The following is a 14,796-nucleotide window of genomic DNA, read 5'->3' on the forward strand; positions in this document are numbered from 1 at the left end:
GCTGACGACAGGGCCCCGACGCCGCGGGACGGCGCCGGGGCCCTGTCGTGCCGGATGCCGGTCAGGTCAGGTCAGGTCAGGTCAGGTCAGGTCAGGTCAGTCGTGCCAGGCGCCGAACTCCTCCAGGAGCGACTGGAGCGGCGCGAATACGCCGGGACTCGCCGCGATCGTCAGCTCACCCGAGGCCGGGTCGCCGGGGCGTCCGCCGGTCAGCGCCCCCGCCTCGCGGGCAATCAGGGCGCCCGCCTCGAAGTCCCAGGGGCTGAGCCCGCGCTCGTAGAAGCCGTCCAGGCGGCCCGCCGCGACATCGCACAGGTCCACGGCCGCCGAGCCGCTGCGGCGGATGTCACGCAGGCGCGGGATCAGCCGCTGGGCCACGTCCGCCTGGTGGCTGCGCACGGTCGTGACGTAGTTGAAGCCGGTGGAGACCAGCGCCTGGTCCAGCGGGGGCGCGGGGCGGCACCTGAGGGGCTTGTCGTTCCCGTAGGCCCCGCCGCCGAGCACCGCGCGGAAGGTCTCGCGGCGCATCGGGGCCGTCACCACCCCGACGACCGTCTCGCCGTCCCGCTCGGCGGCGATGGAGACCCCCCAGGTCGGCAGGTCGTAGAGATAGTTCACGGTGCCGTCGAGCGGGTCGATGATCCAGCGGACACCGCTGGTGCCCGTGGTGGCCGCGCCTTCCTCGCCGAGGATCCCGTCGTCGGGGCGGTGCTCGGACAGGAACCCGGTGATCAGCTTCTCCGCCGCGATGTCCATCTCGGTGACGACGTCGATGGGGCTGGACTTGGTCGATGCGACGCCGAGATCGGCGGGGCGGCTGTCGCGCAGCAGCACCCCGGCACGGCGGGCGGCCTCCAGGGCGAGGTCGAGGAGTTCGGACAGCAGGGGGTCGGTCACAGGTCTTCCTTAAGCGTGGGAGCTGTCGGGACGTGCCCGTACGGACTGTCCGCGCCCGCGGCCGCCGGAAGCGGCGCCCGGCCCGGACAGCAGCCCACGGGGCAGAGGTCGTGGGACGGGCCGAGGCCGCCCAGCGCGCAGCGCTCGGCGGGCAGGCCGCGCTCGGCCGCCGCGCGCTCCAGGACCAGGTCCCGTACCGCCGCGGCGAACCGCGGATCGGCGCCCACCGTCGCCGACCGGCGCACGGGCAGCTCCAGTTCGGCGGCCTTGGCGGTGGCCTCGGTGTCGAGGTCGTACAGGACCTCCATGTGGTCCGAGACGAAACCGATGGGGACCATCACCACCGCGGGAACCCGCGCGGCGCGCAGCTCCTCCAGGTGGTCGCAGATGTCCGGCTCCAGCCAGGGAATGTGCGGGGCGCCGCTGCGGGACTGGTAGACGAGGTCCCAGGCGTGCTCGACGCCCGTCTCCTCGCGTACGGCGTCGGCGACCAGCCGGGCCACGGCCAGGTGCTGCCGTACGTACGCGCCGCCCTCGCCGTGCTCCTGCGGCGGGCCCGAGGTGTCGGCCGCGGACACCGGGATGGAGTGCGTGGTGAAGGCCAGCCGCGCCCCGGCCCGTACCTTCTCGGGCAGGTCCGCGAGCGACTTCAGGACGCCTTCGACCATGGGGCGTACGAAGCCGGGGTGGTTGAAGTAGTGGCGCAGCTTGTCCACACGCGGCAGTTCAAGGCCTTCGGCCTCCAGCGTGGCCAGCGCCGCGGCCAGGTTCTCGCGGTACTGGCGGCAGCCCGAGTAGGAGGCGTACGCGCTGGTGACCATGACGGCGATACGCCGGTGGCCGTCCCGCACCATCTCGCGCAGTGTGTCGGTGAGGTACGGGGCCCAGTTCCGGTTGCCCCAGTGGACCGGCAGATCCAGGCCGTGCTCGGCGAAGTCCTTGCGGAGGGCGTCCAGCAGGGCGCGGTTCTGGCCGTTGATGGGGCTGACCCCGCCGAACTGGAAATAATGCCGGCCGACCTCCTTGAGCCGTTCCTCGGGGATGCCACGGCCGCGCGTCACGTTCCGGAGGAACGGGACGACATCGTCCGGGCCCTCGGGTCCGCCGAAGGAGAGCAGCAGGAGGGCGTCGTAAGGGGCTGCGTCATGCTGATCGGGCATGGGAACGATCCTGCCACTGTCTTCTGACAGCTACGACAGCGGGAAACTCCGGTGCGCCGGGCAGCTCCGTGGACGTAATCTCTGAACACCTCAGATACGCCTTACCGGAGCAGCCTTGCCCAGTCCCTACCGCGCCATCTTCGCCGCCCCAGGCAGCAAGGCGTTCTCCGCCGCGGGCTTCATCGGGCGGATGCCGCTGTCCATGCTGGCCATCGGGATTGTGACCATGATCTCCGAGCTCACGGGGCGTTACGGGCTCGCGGGCGCGCTCGCCGCGACCCACGCGATGGCCGCCGCGGCGCTCGGCCCGCAGATATCCCGGCTCGTGGACCGGCACGGACAGACGCGCATAGTGCCCCCGGCCACCCTGGTCTCGGTGGCCGCCGTCGGCGGGTTGCTGATCTGCGCCCAGCAAGAGGCCCCGGAGTGGACGCTGTTCGCCTTCGCGGCGGCGACCGGCTGCGCGCCGAGCGTCGGTGCGATGATCCGGGCCCGCTGGACCGCGATCTACCAGGGGTCGCCGCGCGAGCTGCACACCGCGTACGCCTGGGAGTCGGTCGTCGACGAGCTGTGCTTCATCTTCGGGCCGATCATCTCCATCGGCCTGTCCACCGCGTGGTTCCCCCAGGCGGGTCCGCTGCTCGCCGCCGGGTTCCTGATGGCCGGTGTCTTCTGGCTCATCGCGCAGCGCGCCACCGAGCCCGTGCCGCAGCCGCGCGAGCACCACACCCGCGGCTCCGCGCTCCGCTCCCCCGGACTCCAGGTCCTGGTGGTCACCTTCGTCGCCACCGGCACGATCTTCGGCGCGGTCGACGTCGTCACCGTGGCCTTCGCGGAGGAGCAGGGCAACAAGGCCGCGGCGAGCCTGGTCCTCGCGGTGTACGCGCTCGGCTCCTGCCTCGCCGGAGCGGTCTTCGGACTGCTGCACCTCAAGGGCTCGGCGTCGCGGAGGTGGCTGGTGGGCGTCTGTGCGATGGCCGTGAGTATGATCCCCCTCCAACTGGCCGGGAACCTCGCTGTCCTGGCCGTGGCGCTCTTTGTCGCGGGCCTGGCCATCGCACCCACGATGGTGACGACCATGGCCCTCATCGAAGCGCACGTACCACGCGCGAAGCTGACCGAGGGCATGACGTGGGTCACCACGGGGCTCGCGGTCGGGGTGGCGCTCGGCTCCTCGGCCGCGGGCTGGGTGGTCGACGTGGCCGGTGCGGACGCGGGGTACGTGGTGCCCGCCGTGGCGGGGGCGGTCGCGGCGGTGGTGGCGTTCCTGGGGTACCGCCGGCTGGCCAAGCCGGTGCCGACTCGGGGAGGGCGCGGGACCGATGACGGACACACCCAAGACGCAGCGGACACGGCAGTCGCAGCGGGCACGGCGGACAGGGCTCACACAGCTCGCACGACTGACACGGCGGGCCTCAGGAATGCCGGCGACAACGGACGCGTGGCGTAACTGGGCCGGGAATGTAACGGCCCGTCCGCTACGGGAGGTTTCGCCCGCCTCGCCCGAAGAGGTCGCCGAGGCCGTGCGCCGGGCGGCCCAGGACGGTCTGAAGGTAAAGGCCGTCGGCACGGGCCACTCCTTCACCGCTGCCGCCGCCACCGACGGGGTGCTGATCCGGCCCGGACTGCTGACCGGAATCCGGGAGCTCGACCGTACGGCGATGACGGTGACCGTCGAGGCGGGCACCCCGCTCAAGCGGCTGAACGTCGCACTCGCCCGCGAGGGCCTGTCGCTCACGAACATGGGCGACATCATGGAACAGACGGTCGCAGGCGCGACCTCCACCGGCACCCATGGCACCGGCCGTGAATCAGCCTCGCTTGCCACGCAGATCACGGCGCTCGAGCTGGTCACGGCGGACGGCTCGCTGCTGCGCTGCTCCGCGCAGCAGAATCCCGACGTCTTCGCCGCGGCCCGGATCGGGCTCGGCGCGCTGGGCGTGGTCACCGCGGTCACCTTCGCCGTGGAGCCCATTTTCCTGCTGACGGCGCGGGAGGAGCCGATGGCCTTCGACCGGGTCACGGACGAGTTCGACGCCCTCTTCGCGGAGAACGAGCACTTCGAGTTCTACTGGTTCCCGCACACCGGCAACTGCAACACCAAGCGCAACAACCGCAGCGCCGGTCCCGCCGCCCCACCCGGACAGGTCAGCGCGTGGATCGATGACGAGTTCCTCTCCAACGGCCTCTTTCAGGTGGTCAATTCACTGGGCCGGGCCGTGCCCGCGACCATCCCGGCGATCGCCAGAATCTCCAGCCGTGCGCTGTCTGCCCGTACGTACACCGATATTCCCTACAAAGTCTTCACTTCTCCGCGTCGGGTGCGGTTCGTTGAGATGGAGTACGCGCTGCCGCGGGAGGCCGCGGTGGGGGCGCTGCGCGAGCTCAGGGCGATGATCGAGCGCTCGCCGCTGCGGGTGAGCTTCCCGGTGGAGGTGCGGACGGCTCCGGCGGACGACATCGCGCTCTCCACGGCGTCGGGCCGGGAGACCGCGTACATCGCCGCGCATCTCTACCGGGGGACGCCGCACCGGTCGTACTTCACCGCCGTGGAGCGGATCATGACCGCACACGGCGGCCGGCCGCACTGGGGCAAACTGCACACGCGTGACGCCGAGTACCTCGCCGGGGCGTATCCGCGGTTCGGTGAATTCACGGCGCTGCGGGACAGGTTGGACCCGGACCGGCTGTTCGGGAACGACTATCTGCGCCGGGTACTGGGCGACTGAAGGGCAGTTGGAGTGGCGGGCGAGCAAAGCGAAACGTTCCCTTTGGGGAGGTTCTGTGAATCAAGTCACCGTCAACTCCACGCCGCGGCATCAAGTCCCGCGCCGCCGAGGAAGTTCGGCGGCGCGGCCGCCCACCCCCGTGGCCCGAATGGAGTACTGTGGCGAGCCCTGGGCCCAACCTCCTTTTTGGGGCTGGACCCCAGGTGGGGGCCGAAAGTGGCGCTCGATCCGGCGGAGCCGCGGCACCGCACGGGTACCGGATGCGGAGAGTGACCGCTAGTCTCTCAACGCCGCAAACAGGTAACCGTGCCATAACGGCGATCCAGGGCCTGTGCCCGACACGCCGGGCAAGACGGCAAGGTTGTGGCAGGCTGCACCCGGGCAGGCCACACTCGACTAGCGGAAGCAGCGACGCACGTGACGTCGGCAGGCACCACCCGGGAGGTCCCCATGCCCGAACTGCGTGTCGTGGCCGTCTCCAACGACGGCACACGACTGGTGCTCAAGGCTGCTGACAGCACGGAGTACACGCTTCCGATCGATGAACGGCTGCGCGCTGCCGTACGGAACGACCGTGCCCGGCTCGGCCAGATCGAGGTGGAGAACCATCTCCGCCCCCGCGACATCCAGGCACGTATACGCGCCGGAGCCTCGGCCGAAGAGGTCGCCCAGCTCGCCGGAATCCCGGTCGACCGGGTGCGCCGCTTCGAGGGCCCCGTGCTCGCGGAGCGCGCCTTCATGGCGGAGCGGGCCCGTAAGACTCCCGTACGGCGCCCCGGTGAGAACACCGGGCCGCAGCTCGGCGAGGCGGTGAACGAGCGGCTGACGCTGCGCGGCGCCGAGAAGGACGCCGTGCAGTGGGACTCGTGGCGGCGGGACGACGGTACGTGGGAAGTGCTGCTGGTCTACCGGGTGGCGGGCGAGCCGCACTCGGCGAGCTGGACGTACGACCCGCCGCGGCGGCTCGTCCAGGCCGTCGACGACGAGGCGCGGGCGCTGATCGGCGAGACCGACGACACGATCGCGGCAACGCAGGAGCCGAGCTTCCCGTTCGTCCCGCGCATCGCACGGCTGCCACGGGACCGTCCGCTGGACCGGGCCCTGGAGCGCCAGTTGGAACGCCCGGGCGTGCCGGCGCCTTCGCCTTCGGCCGAGCCGGAGGAGAACGGCGGCGAACGGGACTCGCTGACGAGCCTGCTGGAGGCGGTGCCGAGCTTCCGCGGCGACATGGTCGTACCGGAACGCCCCGCGCCCCCGGAGCCTGCGTCCCCGGACGCGGCGCCGGACCCCGAATCGGAGGAGCCGGTGGCGCCGGCGGCATCGGCGGGGGCCGGTTCGGCGTACGCGGACGTGCTGATGCCGCGTTCGGTGGCGGGCCACCGCGACCGCCTGACGGGTACGACGGACCGCCAGGCGGAGGCGGACGGCGTCCGCCCGGGCCGCCGCGCGGCGGTGCCGAGCTGGGACGAGATCGTCTTCGGGACGCGCCGCAAGAAGCAGGAGTAACTGGCGCCGCAGACAGGGGTGGTGGAGGGCTCGTACGCGGTTTGCGTACGAGCCCTCCGCGCGCGGGGCGGAGGAGCAGGGGCGGCCCTGGCCGTTCGGCCCGGCGCGCCCCGGCTCAGTCGCCGTTGACCACGGCCCGCTCGGGCGGGGCCGCTACCGGGGGCGGGGCTGCGCCTCGGCCTCGCTCACTCACCCGGCACGTTCCGGGCGAGCGTGGGCTATCGGGGGCGAGGACGCCCTCGCGCTTCGGGAACCCCGGCGCTCCTCCGGGCCGACGCCCGCAACCGCGGACCAAGCCGCACACCAGGCCCGTTGACCACCCGACGCTCGGGTACGCCGCCACCGGGGCGGGGCGGCGCTTCGGGCCGCAGGGCAGGACCGGGCCGCCGCGTACGGTGCCTCCGCGCGTCGCAACCGAGAACCGGACCGGGCAGTCGGGGCGGTGCGGCCCCTGCGATCCTTCTGGCCGCCGGGCGCGCTCCGCTACCGCGCCTCCGCCTCTGCCTCTGCCTGCCCCGGACCCGGACCCGTCGCCACCGGCCGTTCCGGCGTGGCGCACCACTCCGACCACGAGCCCGCGTACAGCGCCGGTTCGAAGCCAGCGATCGCCAGGGCCAGCGCCTCGTGCGCAGCCGAGACGCCCGAGCCGCAGTAGACGCCGACCGGCGCCCCCTGCCCCGCGCCCAGAGACTTGAAGCGGGCGGCCAGCGTCTCCGTGGGCAGGAAACGGCCGTCCTCGGTGACGTTCTCCGTGGTCGGGGCCGAGACCGCGCCCGGGATGTGGCCCGCCACCGGGTCGATCGGCTCGACCTCGCCGCGGTAGCGCTCCGCCGCGCGCGCGTCGAGGAGCAGGCCCGTGCGGCCCAGTTCGGCCGCCGCCTCCGCGTCCAGCAGCGGGAGCGCGCCCGGCTCGGGTGCGAACGTGCCCACCGCCGGGGCGGGAATCTCCGTCTCCAGCGGCCCCGTCCACGCCGCGAGGCCGCCGTCCAGGACCCGTACGTCCGGGTGGCCCGTCCAGCGCAGCAGCCACCACGCGCGCGCCGCCGCCCAGCCCTGGCCGCCGTCGTACACGACCACCGGCGCGTCGGCCGACACCCCGGCGCGGCGCATCGCCGCGCCGAAGACCGCCGGGTCCGGGAGCGGGTGCCGGCCGCCCGGGCCGGGCGGAGCCGCCAGTTCCGCGTCCAGGTCGACGAAGACCGCGCCGGGAATGTGCCCGGCCTCGTAATCGGGCCGCCCGTTCGGCCCGGTCGACAAAGTGAGCTGCCAGCGGACGTCCAGGAGTACCGGAGGGCGGGATTCAGCCAGCTCGTCCGCGAGCTCCGCGGCGGAGATGAGGAGGTTCATGCGGACCATCCTCGCGCAGTCACCGGCAGACACGTAACGCCGCCGAATCGGATGTGCCAGGACAAAAAGGGCTCCCTCCAACAGGAACACGCCAAATCCGGCGCGGCCCTGGCGCTCTCCGCGCGGTCTGGTGCAAGCATCACCACGGGGCGCAGCGCAGTCCCGCACGGCGGCGCGCATCCGGTCCCCCCACACGGCCGGCCCCACATGGCCGGCCCCCGCACGGCCACCCCGATGGTCCGAGGAGAGAGTGACGATGACCGAGGCGACTCGGCCCACACCTGGCGCACCCTGCTGGGTGAGCTTGCTGGTGCATGGCGTTGACGCGAGCAAGAAGTTCTACGGAGCGTTGTTCGGCTGGGAGTTCGCCCCCGGCCCGGACTCGCTGGGTCCATACGTCCGGGCGCTGATCGATGGCAAGGAAGTCGCGGGCATCGGCCGCCGGCCGATCGGCCGGCGGCTGCCGGTCGCCTGGACGACGTACATGGCGACCGAGAACGCGGACGCGACCGCCGAAGCGATCCGGAGCGCCTGCGGCACGGTGGGTGTCGGCCCCCTCGACGCGGGAGACGCGGGCCGGCTGATCATCGGCTCCGACCCGGGCGGCGCGATCTTCGGCGTCTGGCAGCCCCGCGCGTACCAGGGCACCGCCAAGTACGGCACCCACGGCACCCCCACCTGGAACGCGCTGCTGACCTCGCGGACCTCGGCGGTCAGCAAGTTCTACCAGGCGGTCTTCGGCTATGACGCCGAGGTCTCCGACGCCGGACTCGACCAGGTGACGCTGCGTCTGGACGGCCGCCCGGTGGCCGGCCTGCACGGCGTCGGACAGGACCTGTCGCCCGACCGCGGCTCGTACTGGATGACGTTCTTCGAGGTCGAGGACACCGACGAGACCACGCGGCGGGTGGTGGAGCTCGGCGGACAGGTGGTGCGACCCCCCAGGGAGCGCGCGCGGGGCCGGCTGGCGACCGTCGCGGACCCGGAGGGCGCGGTTTTCACGATCGTACGGTCGGCCGACCGCTGATCCCGGCACCGCCGCCATCACCGCCGCCATCACCGGCGGCAGCCTCGGCGGCCTCAACCAGCAGCACATCCCGCCGACCGTACGGGCATTGTGTGTGGCCCGCGCCCCGCACCAGCACAACGCCTCGACCTGCAGCACCTCAACACGGTCGGCGAGTTCGACCAGCCGCCGCGAGCCGGGGAAGAGCCTGGAGCGGAAGTCGGTGGTGATGCCGAAGGCGAAAACGTCCAGCTTCAGGTCGTCCACAACACTGGCGAGCTGGTCGACCTGCTCGGGCGCGAGGAACTGCGCCTCGTCGGCGATGACGTAGTCGCAGCGCCCGCGCTGTCGTCGCGCGTGAAGATCATGCTCTGAAGGTCGCGCGCGGACCGGTTGTGCTCGATCCGAAGCGCGAGGGTCCTTTTGCTGGACTGTCGTCCAACTCCTCATGAGAGACGCCGCACGGTACGCACGGCTACAGGGATGCTCGTGCCGCGGGCCATCAGGAACCAGCGGTAATCCGTCCTACTGCGGAACATGCCCCCGACCACCGCCAACTACGTGCAACGCGCTGGCCGCGCCGGAAGGCGCACGGACTCGGCGGCGCTGGTCTTCACCTATGCGCAGCGGCGCTCACACGACCTGTCGCGCTACCAAGACCCTGCCTCGATGATCGCCGGAGATGTGCGGGCACCCTATGTCCCCCTCGGCAACGAACGGATCGACCGACGCCACGCCCACTCGATCGCGCTGTCGGCTTTCTTCCGGCACGCCAAGCAGACCAGCGGGCAAACATGGTCGACCGCCGGGGACTTCTTCCTCGGTGATCACGCGACCCCCAGTCGGGTGCGGGTTGCGTGTGCTCCCATCTGAGGTCCGGCAGTAGAGGGGGATCGACACCGCAGAGTGGGTGGACAAGCTGTGCGACCTGCTCGATGAGGTTCGGGCCCAGCTCGTGCAGGACGTTGATGCCTTCGAGGAACGTCGGCGACGGGCCTACGAGGACCGCAAGGGCCACCTCGTCCAACGCTACGAAAAGACGATCAACGGTGGGGGCCGACTCTGCAGCGGCGCAGCAGCGCAGCAGCGAGACCATGTCGTCGTCGACCGCCCCTTACGGGTCACACCCATCCACTTGACGACACTCAGCCCGCCCAGCTTGTTCGAGTACACGCCCTGGACGAGATAGACGGGCTCCGCCACATTCGCGCTAATCATCGAGGCCTCCTGGCGGCCCAGCCGGACGAGCACCTTGTTTGTGAGCCACTCGACCACCGGTGAAGGCCCGTCAGCAGAGAGATCTCCAACCGGCTCGACCCCGACGACTCCCGGGCACGCCGGAGGAATACGAGGCTACCGAATCACTGTGGCCGAGCGGGGGCCCACAGGCTGATACTCCACACATCTCCCTGCCGGGACGGTCCATGTTCTCCACCATCGTCGTTCACGATGATGGATACATTCGTCGTGGCTGCGCGATATTCAAGGAAACCCCCTTGATCCTTAACTTTCAAGGACGGGGACCCGGGGACGAGTTCGAGCGCACCCCGCAGTTCATCCCAGGCAAGGTGCTGCGGGAACTCGACATGCATGTTCTCGCGCCACTCCTTAGCCGTATCATAGTCCGAGGCCAGCCTGTGCAGTTTGATCGAGACACTGGACATCACCCACTCCGGGCCGGGATTGAAGGAAAACTCAAAGAATCCATAGTCCCGGCGCAGCGAGAGGCCGGACCTGCTGACATCGTCGATGAAATCACAGTGGATCGCTTCGTCGACCTCGCCGAGGGTTGAGCCGATTCCCAGACCGTGCAGTCGCCCCGACGTGATGAACGAGACGAGGAATTCGATTGCGGTCACGGCCAGTTCTCCAGTTTGTCGATGAGTGCTTTCATCTCAGGGGATCGGTTTTCCGTATTTCCCCAGTTGTGGTCGTCCATATGCTCCTTGGCCGACTCAGCCTTGGCCGGTAGATCCGCGCGGAGCTTGGGGTCGTTGTTCAATGCGTCCACCGCGTCCCGGACGCTCCTGTCCGATGCCCACCCGGTCTTGAGCCTGATGTGCTCGCCAATGCCCCAGGGCGAGGTCGCTCACGCCGCCCAAGGCTGGAGCCGTCCCGCACGCCGGCCACCCGCCCATCTCTCCGACCCGTACTACGGCAACCCGCACGACTGGCGGCAGGGCGACTGCCACCCCCGGACCCTGATAGAGCACGCACTCCGAGCTCTGTGCAAACGATCCCGCCGAGAACTTCAGGCCCTCGTCGCACCACACGACGCACGCGTGCTCACCGGCACCCTGAACAACCCCTTCGCCCCAGTCCATCTGCCGTGGTGGGAAAGGCGGCTGTGAAACAGAGGCGACGGGGCGCGCTTCCTCCAGGCAGAATCCCGGCATGTCCACAGACGTGAGCGGAATGATCGAGTGCAGGCCGGGCGCCCGCCTCTGGGGCCCGGACGACGAAGACTCCGTGTGGCAGGTCGGCATCGATCTCTTCCTCCTCAACACCGGCAACGCCTACGACGCCCTCGCCTGCCTCTTCGGGGTACGCAACACCTTCGGTTTCCGTCCCCTGACTGAGGGCCTCGGCTTGCCGGAAGACGCGTCCGACCGACTGCGCACCGACTTCGCCGCGTACGGCGGACCCCCTGACGTCCACAGCACCACATGGATCACCTGGGCAGAACTGACCTCCGCCGACTGGCAGGAGACGGACCACTCCGGTAAACACAGCCGACAGTCGGTCGCGGGGGACCAAACCCACTGGGGTTCGGTCTGGACCGTGATGCGCACACTCGGCAAACTCCACGGCCCGGAGAACGTCCGCCTCGTCGTCTGGTTTCATTGACATGAAGCCACAAGGGATCGCCCCGGAACGCTGGAACCACATACGCGAGCTCACCGAGGAGTGCCGCCCTCTGCTCGCCACGGCTGAAGGCATGGACGCCGTACAACACTTCCTCTGCCAGCGGCGAGTGTGGGTTCTGGATGCCATCCTCGTCACCCGGGAGCTGCTGGGGGCCGGGCCGCACTCGCTGGCCGAGGCCAAGACCATCGTGCTGAGCAGTACCGCAAGACGTCCGGAGGTCCAGGCCTATGACCAGGTGATGGCCGCTGTGGAGCTCTGCGCAGCCAATGAGGAGCCCACACGCTGATGATCTCGTACCGCCGACGTCCTGTACACGGAGCTGTGCGTGCTAGCCGACCAGGCGTACGACGACACGGAGGAGCTCGGCGACAGCCCCCTGGTACATGGGGAGCGTGAGGCTGGCAGGCACGTTGCTAGCGTGCCTCCGGACGGTGATGGAATCGTCGCCTCGGCTGGTTCCCCCAGTGCTACCGGCGGTCCGGACCTGGCTACCTCGTGCCTACTCGACGCCGAGTCAGTCACCCGAGGAAACTGACTGCCGTATAAGGGCCATTGGGCAGGCATGTACTCCGAAATCCGGCCTACCCGCTTCTCAGACCGGCAACGGCTGGCGGGCCCAACCGGCCCTGCGGTACGGCGTAACGGAGAGCTCGTGGAACAGAGCGAGGGGGGTGCGTCACAGGCAGCTGCTACAACCAGGCGGGTTGGAGCGGCCAAGCAGCCACCCCGCTCGGTTGAGGTCGGCGCCCCCGGATAACCGCTGCCGGCCGGGCGCCGAGGAGCACGGTCAGGCGTGGTTGACCGGGAGGACGTCCGGGGAGAGGGCGCCGGCGTGGGCCGAGGCCGAGGTCATGCGGCGCCAGTGGTGGCGGCGGCAGAGGACCTCGTAGCCGATCTCCTCCGCCGGGCGGTGCACGTCGCCGACGACGACCTGGGCGCCCTCGACGACCATCTCGCCGCCTATCGTGCGGGCGTTGTGAGTGGCTCGGGCGCCGCACCAGCACAGGGCCTCGACCTGGAGCTGCTCGACCCGGTCGGCCAGTTCGATGAGTCGCTGGGAGCCGGGGAAAAGCTTGGTACGGAAGTCGGTGGTGATGCCGAAGGCGAACACGTCCAGGCCCAGGTCGTCCACGGTCCGCGCCAGCTGGTCGATCTGATCCGGGGCGAGGAACTGCGCCTCGTCCACGATCACGTAGTCCGCCTTGCCGCCCTTCGACAGCTGGTCCACGAGGTACGCGTACAGGTCCATGCCCTCGGTGGCCTCGACCGCCTCCGTGACCAGGCCGAGCCGGGAGGACAGCTTGCCCTCCCCCGCCCGGTCGTCACGGGTGAAGATCACGCCTTGGAGCCCGCGGGCCGACCGGTTGTGTCCGATCTGGAGCGCCAAAGTACTCTTCCCGCAATCCATGGTGCCGGAGAAAAATACCAACTCGGGCATGAGGAAGTGACGGCCTTTCAGGTATGCGATGCGACGGGGGTTACGAACGTACTTCGAGAAGCGGGACCAGCTGCTCGACGGGGGTCATGGAGCCGTGCATCCCGACCATCGCCGACTCGTGCGGCTCCCTGACGGACGCGGTGATCACGACGTCGTCGTGGGCCGCCGCGACCACATCGCCGATCCGCCCGTACACCCGCTCCTCCACCTCCGCGCCGAACCAGCCGGCCGCGATCGCCTCGTCCCGGCTCGCCACCCAGAACCGCTCCCCCAGCACCTCGCGCCAGACGGCGAGCACATCGGAGGCGGCGCCCGGCACGGCGTAGACATGACGGGCCCGGCCCTCGCCGCCCAGCAGGGCGACTCCGGCGCGCAGCTCCCAGTCCTCGTCGAAGTCGATGCGCGACTCCTCGTCGAAGGGAATGTCGATCATGCCGTGGTCCGCGGTGACGTACAGGGCGGCACGGGGCGGCAGCTGCTCGGCGAGGCGCTGCACCAGCCGGTCGACGTACATCAGCTGGCCGCGCCAGGCGTCGGAGTTCACCCCGAAGCGGTGACCCTTGCCGTCGACCTCGCTGTAGTACGTATAGATGAGCGAGCGGTCTCCGGCGGCCAGCTGGTCGGCGGCCAGGTCCATGCGCTCCTCGCCGGTGAGGCGGCCGTGGAAGGTGCCTCCGCTGAGCGCGACCTTGGTGAGCGGGGTGTGCTCGAAGCCGGGTGAGGACACCTGCGCGGTGTGTACGCCCGCGGCGTCTGCGAGCTGGAAGACGGTGGGGTACGGCTGCCAGACGCGCGGGGAGGTCCAGGGCTTCCAGCGCAGCTGGTTCATCAGCTCGCCGGACTCCGGATTGCGCACGGTGTAGCCGGGCAGGCCGTGCGCGCCGGGCGGCATGCCGGTGCCGATGGAGGCCAGCGAGGTGGCGGTGGTGGAGGGGAAGCCGGCGGTGAGGGGCCGTCCCGTGGAACCGCGCGAGGTGGCGAGAAGGGAGGTGAGGTACGGGGCCTCGTCCGGGTGGGCCTTGAGCTGCTCCCAGCCGAGACCGTCGATCAGGAAGACGCAGTTCCGGTCGGCGGGGGTGAGCTCGGGGATGGCGCGGGTGAGGCCCGGCACGCCCTGGCCCGCGGCGAGCGTCGGCAGCAGATCGGCGAGCGATCCGGTGCCGTACTGGGGGACGGGCGCGGTGTCGAGGGCGAGGGGGACAGGGTCGTCCGGCCATGCCTGGGGCTGGGCTGCGGGCTGGGCCATCAGGCGGTGGCTGCCGTGGCTTCGGAGAGCGCCTGGGCGAAGGTGAGGGTCTGGCTGACCGCGTCGGGGCCGTCGCCCGCCTCACTGACGCGCAGGCTCAGATCGTCGGCGGTGGAGCTGCCGGTGTAGCCGTGGTCCGCTTCGCAGTTGGGGTCGCCACAGGCGGCGGGCTCCAGGTCGATCCGGGAGACGGCGCCCCAGCCGATGGTGAGGACGACCTCGCGGGGCAGGGTGCCGGGGGCGTACGACTCGGGGTTGGCCACGACGCGGCTGACCACGACGGAGGAGATCCGCCCGACCTTGACCGACTCGGTGGAGGTGGTGGCGTACGGCGTCGGGGAGCTGGAGTCGGCGGCCTGCTCGTCGGTGTGGCTGACGATGAAGCGGTTGGCCGTCAGGACGAGGACGGTGACATGGCGGCGCACTTCGTTCGCGTCGAAGGTCGTCTCCTGGTGCACCAGGTACGCCGCGATCGGCTCGCCTCCGACGGCGGCCTCCACCGCCTCGGCCACGAGGGCCGGGTAGTAGCCGCTGCGCTCGATCGCCGAGCGCAGCCCCTGGGTCGTGGTACCGGTCTTCGCCATGCGGTCCATCCTACG

The 14,796-nt window shown here is 70.5% G+C and carries 15 protein-coding genes and 1 pseudogene; 7 read left to right on the plus strand and 9 right to left on the minus strand.

From position 1 onward, the window contains the following. Positions 1-96: 96 nt before the first annotated feature. Together ACIHCQ_RS13160 and ACIHCQ_RS13165 are read right to left on the minus strand one after the other, a co-directional pair. On the minus strand, positions 97-897 hold the full coding sequence (locus ACIHCQ_RS13160) for an inositol monophosphatase family protein (RefSeq protein ID WP_399661235.1): 801 nt from the start codon (positions 895-897) through the stop codon (positions 97-99). After that, positions 894-2,057 (minus strand): ferrochelatase, encoded by a 1,164-nt coding sequence (locus ACIHCQ_RS13165; RefSeq protein WP_399661237.1) that lies wholly within the window; start codon positions 2,055-2,057, stop codon positions 894-896. Before ACIHCQ_RS13165 ends, ACIHCQ_RS13160 begins: the two co-directional genes overlap by 4 nt. Before the next feature lie 115 nt (positions 2,058-2,172). Here ACIHCQ_RS13165 and ACIHCQ_RS13170 point away from each other — a divergent pair, with 115 nt between their 5' ends. From ACIHCQ_RS13170 to sepH, 3 genes are all read left to right on the plus strand, one after another. Beyond that, entirely contained in the window at positions 2,173-3,507 is a 1,335-nt protein-coding gene (locus ACIHCQ_RS13170) for an MFS transporter (RefSeq protein WP_399661239.1), read from the plus strand. Further along, positions 3,479-4,786 carry a D-arabinono-1,4-lactone oxidase gene (locus ACIHCQ_RS13175; protein ID WP_399661241.1) on the plus strand — a complete coding sequence of 436 codons (1,308 nt, stop codon included), beginning with the start codon at positions 3,479-3,481 and terminating at the stop codon, positions 4,784-4,786. The genes ACIHCQ_RS13170 and ACIHCQ_RS13175 overlap by 29 nt, the downstream gene beginning before the upstream one ends. 417 nt (positions 4,787-5,203) lie before the next feature. Then, a complete protein-coding gene (gene sepH, locus ACIHCQ_RS13180) occupies positions 5,204-6,292 on the plus strand; it encodes a septation protein SepH (RefSeq protein WP_399661242.1) in 1,089 nt (362 codons plus the stop codon). Positions 6,293-6,775: 483 nt separating this feature from the next. Here the strand turns inward: sepH and ACIHCQ_RS13185 are convergent, their stop codons facing one another. Next, positions 6,776-7,639, minus strand: coding sequence for a sulfurtransferase (locus ACIHCQ_RS13185; protein WP_399661244.1), 864 nt, complete (start codon positions 7,637-7,639; stop codon positions 6,776-6,778). A gap of 256 nt (positions 7,640-7,895) precedes the next feature. Here ACIHCQ_RS13185 and ACIHCQ_RS13190 point away from each other — a divergent pair, with 256 nt between their 5' ends. Continuing rightward, on the plus strand, positions 7,896-8,666 hold the full coding sequence (locus ACIHCQ_RS13190; protein ID WP_399661246.1) for a VOC family protein: 771 nt from the start codon (positions 7,896-7,898) through the stop codon (positions 8,664-8,666). A gap of 28 nt (positions 8,667-8,694) precedes the next feature. Here ACIHCQ_RS13190 and ACIHCQ_RS13195 read toward each other — a convergent pair. Continuing rightward, positions 8,695-9,070, minus strand: a pseudogene (locus tag ACIHCQ_RS13195) (thymidine kinase); the annotation flags it as partial. Between the two features lie 112 nt (positions 9,071-9,182). On the opposite strand from ACIHCQ_RS13195, the gene ACIHCQ_RS13200 reads away from it, so the two are divergent. Then, entirely contained in the window at positions 9,183-9,518 is a 336-nt protein-coding gene (locus tag ACIHCQ_RS13200; RefSeq protein WP_399661248.1) for a hypothetical protein, read from the plus strand. A gap of 488 nt (positions 9,519-10,006) precedes the next feature. On the opposite strand, the gene ACIHCQ_RS13205 is transcribed toward ACIHCQ_RS13200, so the two are convergent. Both ACIHCQ_RS13205 and ACIHCQ_RS13210 read right to left on the minus strand, forming a co-directional pair. Beyond that, positions 10,007-10,504 carry a hypothetical protein gene (locus ACIHCQ_RS13205; protein WP_399661250.1) on the minus strand — a complete coding sequence of 166 codons (498 nt, stop codon included), beginning with the start codon at positions 10,502-10,504 and terminating at the stop codon, positions 10,007-10,009. Continuing rightward, positions 10,501-10,656, minus strand: a complete 156-nt coding sequence (locus tag ACIHCQ_RS13210) for a hypothetical protein (RefSeq protein ID WP_399661252.1) — start codon at positions 10,654-10,656, stop codon at positions 10,501-10,503. Before ACIHCQ_RS13210 ends, ACIHCQ_RS13205 begins: the two co-directional genes overlap by 4 nt. A 383-nt stretch (positions 10,657-11,039) precedes the next feature. On the opposite strand from ACIHCQ_RS13210, the gene ACIHCQ_RS13215 reads away from it, so the two are divergent. After that, the gene (locus tag ACIHCQ_RS13215) at positions 11,040-11,492 is read left to right on the plus strand and encodes a hypothetical protein (RefSeq protein ID WP_399661254.1); all 453 of its coding nucleotides are present in this window, start codon (positions 11,040-11,042) and stop codon (positions 11,490-11,492) included. 1 nt (position 11,493) lies between these two features. Next, positions 11,494-11,799 carry a hypothetical protein gene (locus tag ACIHCQ_RS13220; RefSeq protein ID WP_399661256.1) on the plus strand — a complete coding sequence of 102 codons (306 nt, stop codon included), beginning with the start codon at positions 11,494-11,496 and terminating at the stop codon, positions 11,797-11,799. A 501-nt stretch (positions 11,800-12,300) separates the two neighbouring features. Here ACIHCQ_RS13220 and ACIHCQ_RS13225 read toward each other — a convergent pair. Genes ACIHCQ_RS13225 through ACIHCQ_RS13235 form a run of 3 tightly spaced genes read right to left on the minus strand, consistent with a single transcriptional unit; the run spans position 12,301 to position 14,781 of the window. Next, complete coding sequence (locus ACIHCQ_RS13225) at positions 12,301-12,951, minus strand: thymidine kinase (RefSeq protein WP_399661258.1); 651 nt, start codon at positions 12,949-12,951, stop codon at positions 12,301-12,303. Between the two features lie 40 nt (positions 12,952-12,991). Next, positions 12,992-14,197 (minus strand): alkaline phosphatase family protein, encoded by a 1,206-nt coding sequence (locus tag ACIHCQ_RS13230; RefSeq protein ID WP_399661260.1) that lies wholly within the window; start codon positions 14,195-14,197, stop codon positions 12,992-12,994. After that, on the minus strand, positions 14,197-14,781 hold the full coding sequence (locus ACIHCQ_RS13235) for a DUF5998 family protein (RefSeq protein ID WP_399661262.1): 585 nt from the start codon (positions 14,779-14,781) through the stop codon (positions 14,197-14,199). The genes ACIHCQ_RS13230 and ACIHCQ_RS13235 overlap by 1 nt, the downstream gene beginning before the upstream one ends. Positions 14,782-14,796: the final 15 nt, after the last annotated feature.

The sequence above is a fragment of the Streptomyces sp. NPDC052236 genome, assembly GCF_044548015.1.
Classification (GTDB): Bacteria; Actinomycetota; Actinomycetes; order Streptomycetales; family Streptomycetaceae; genus Streptomyces.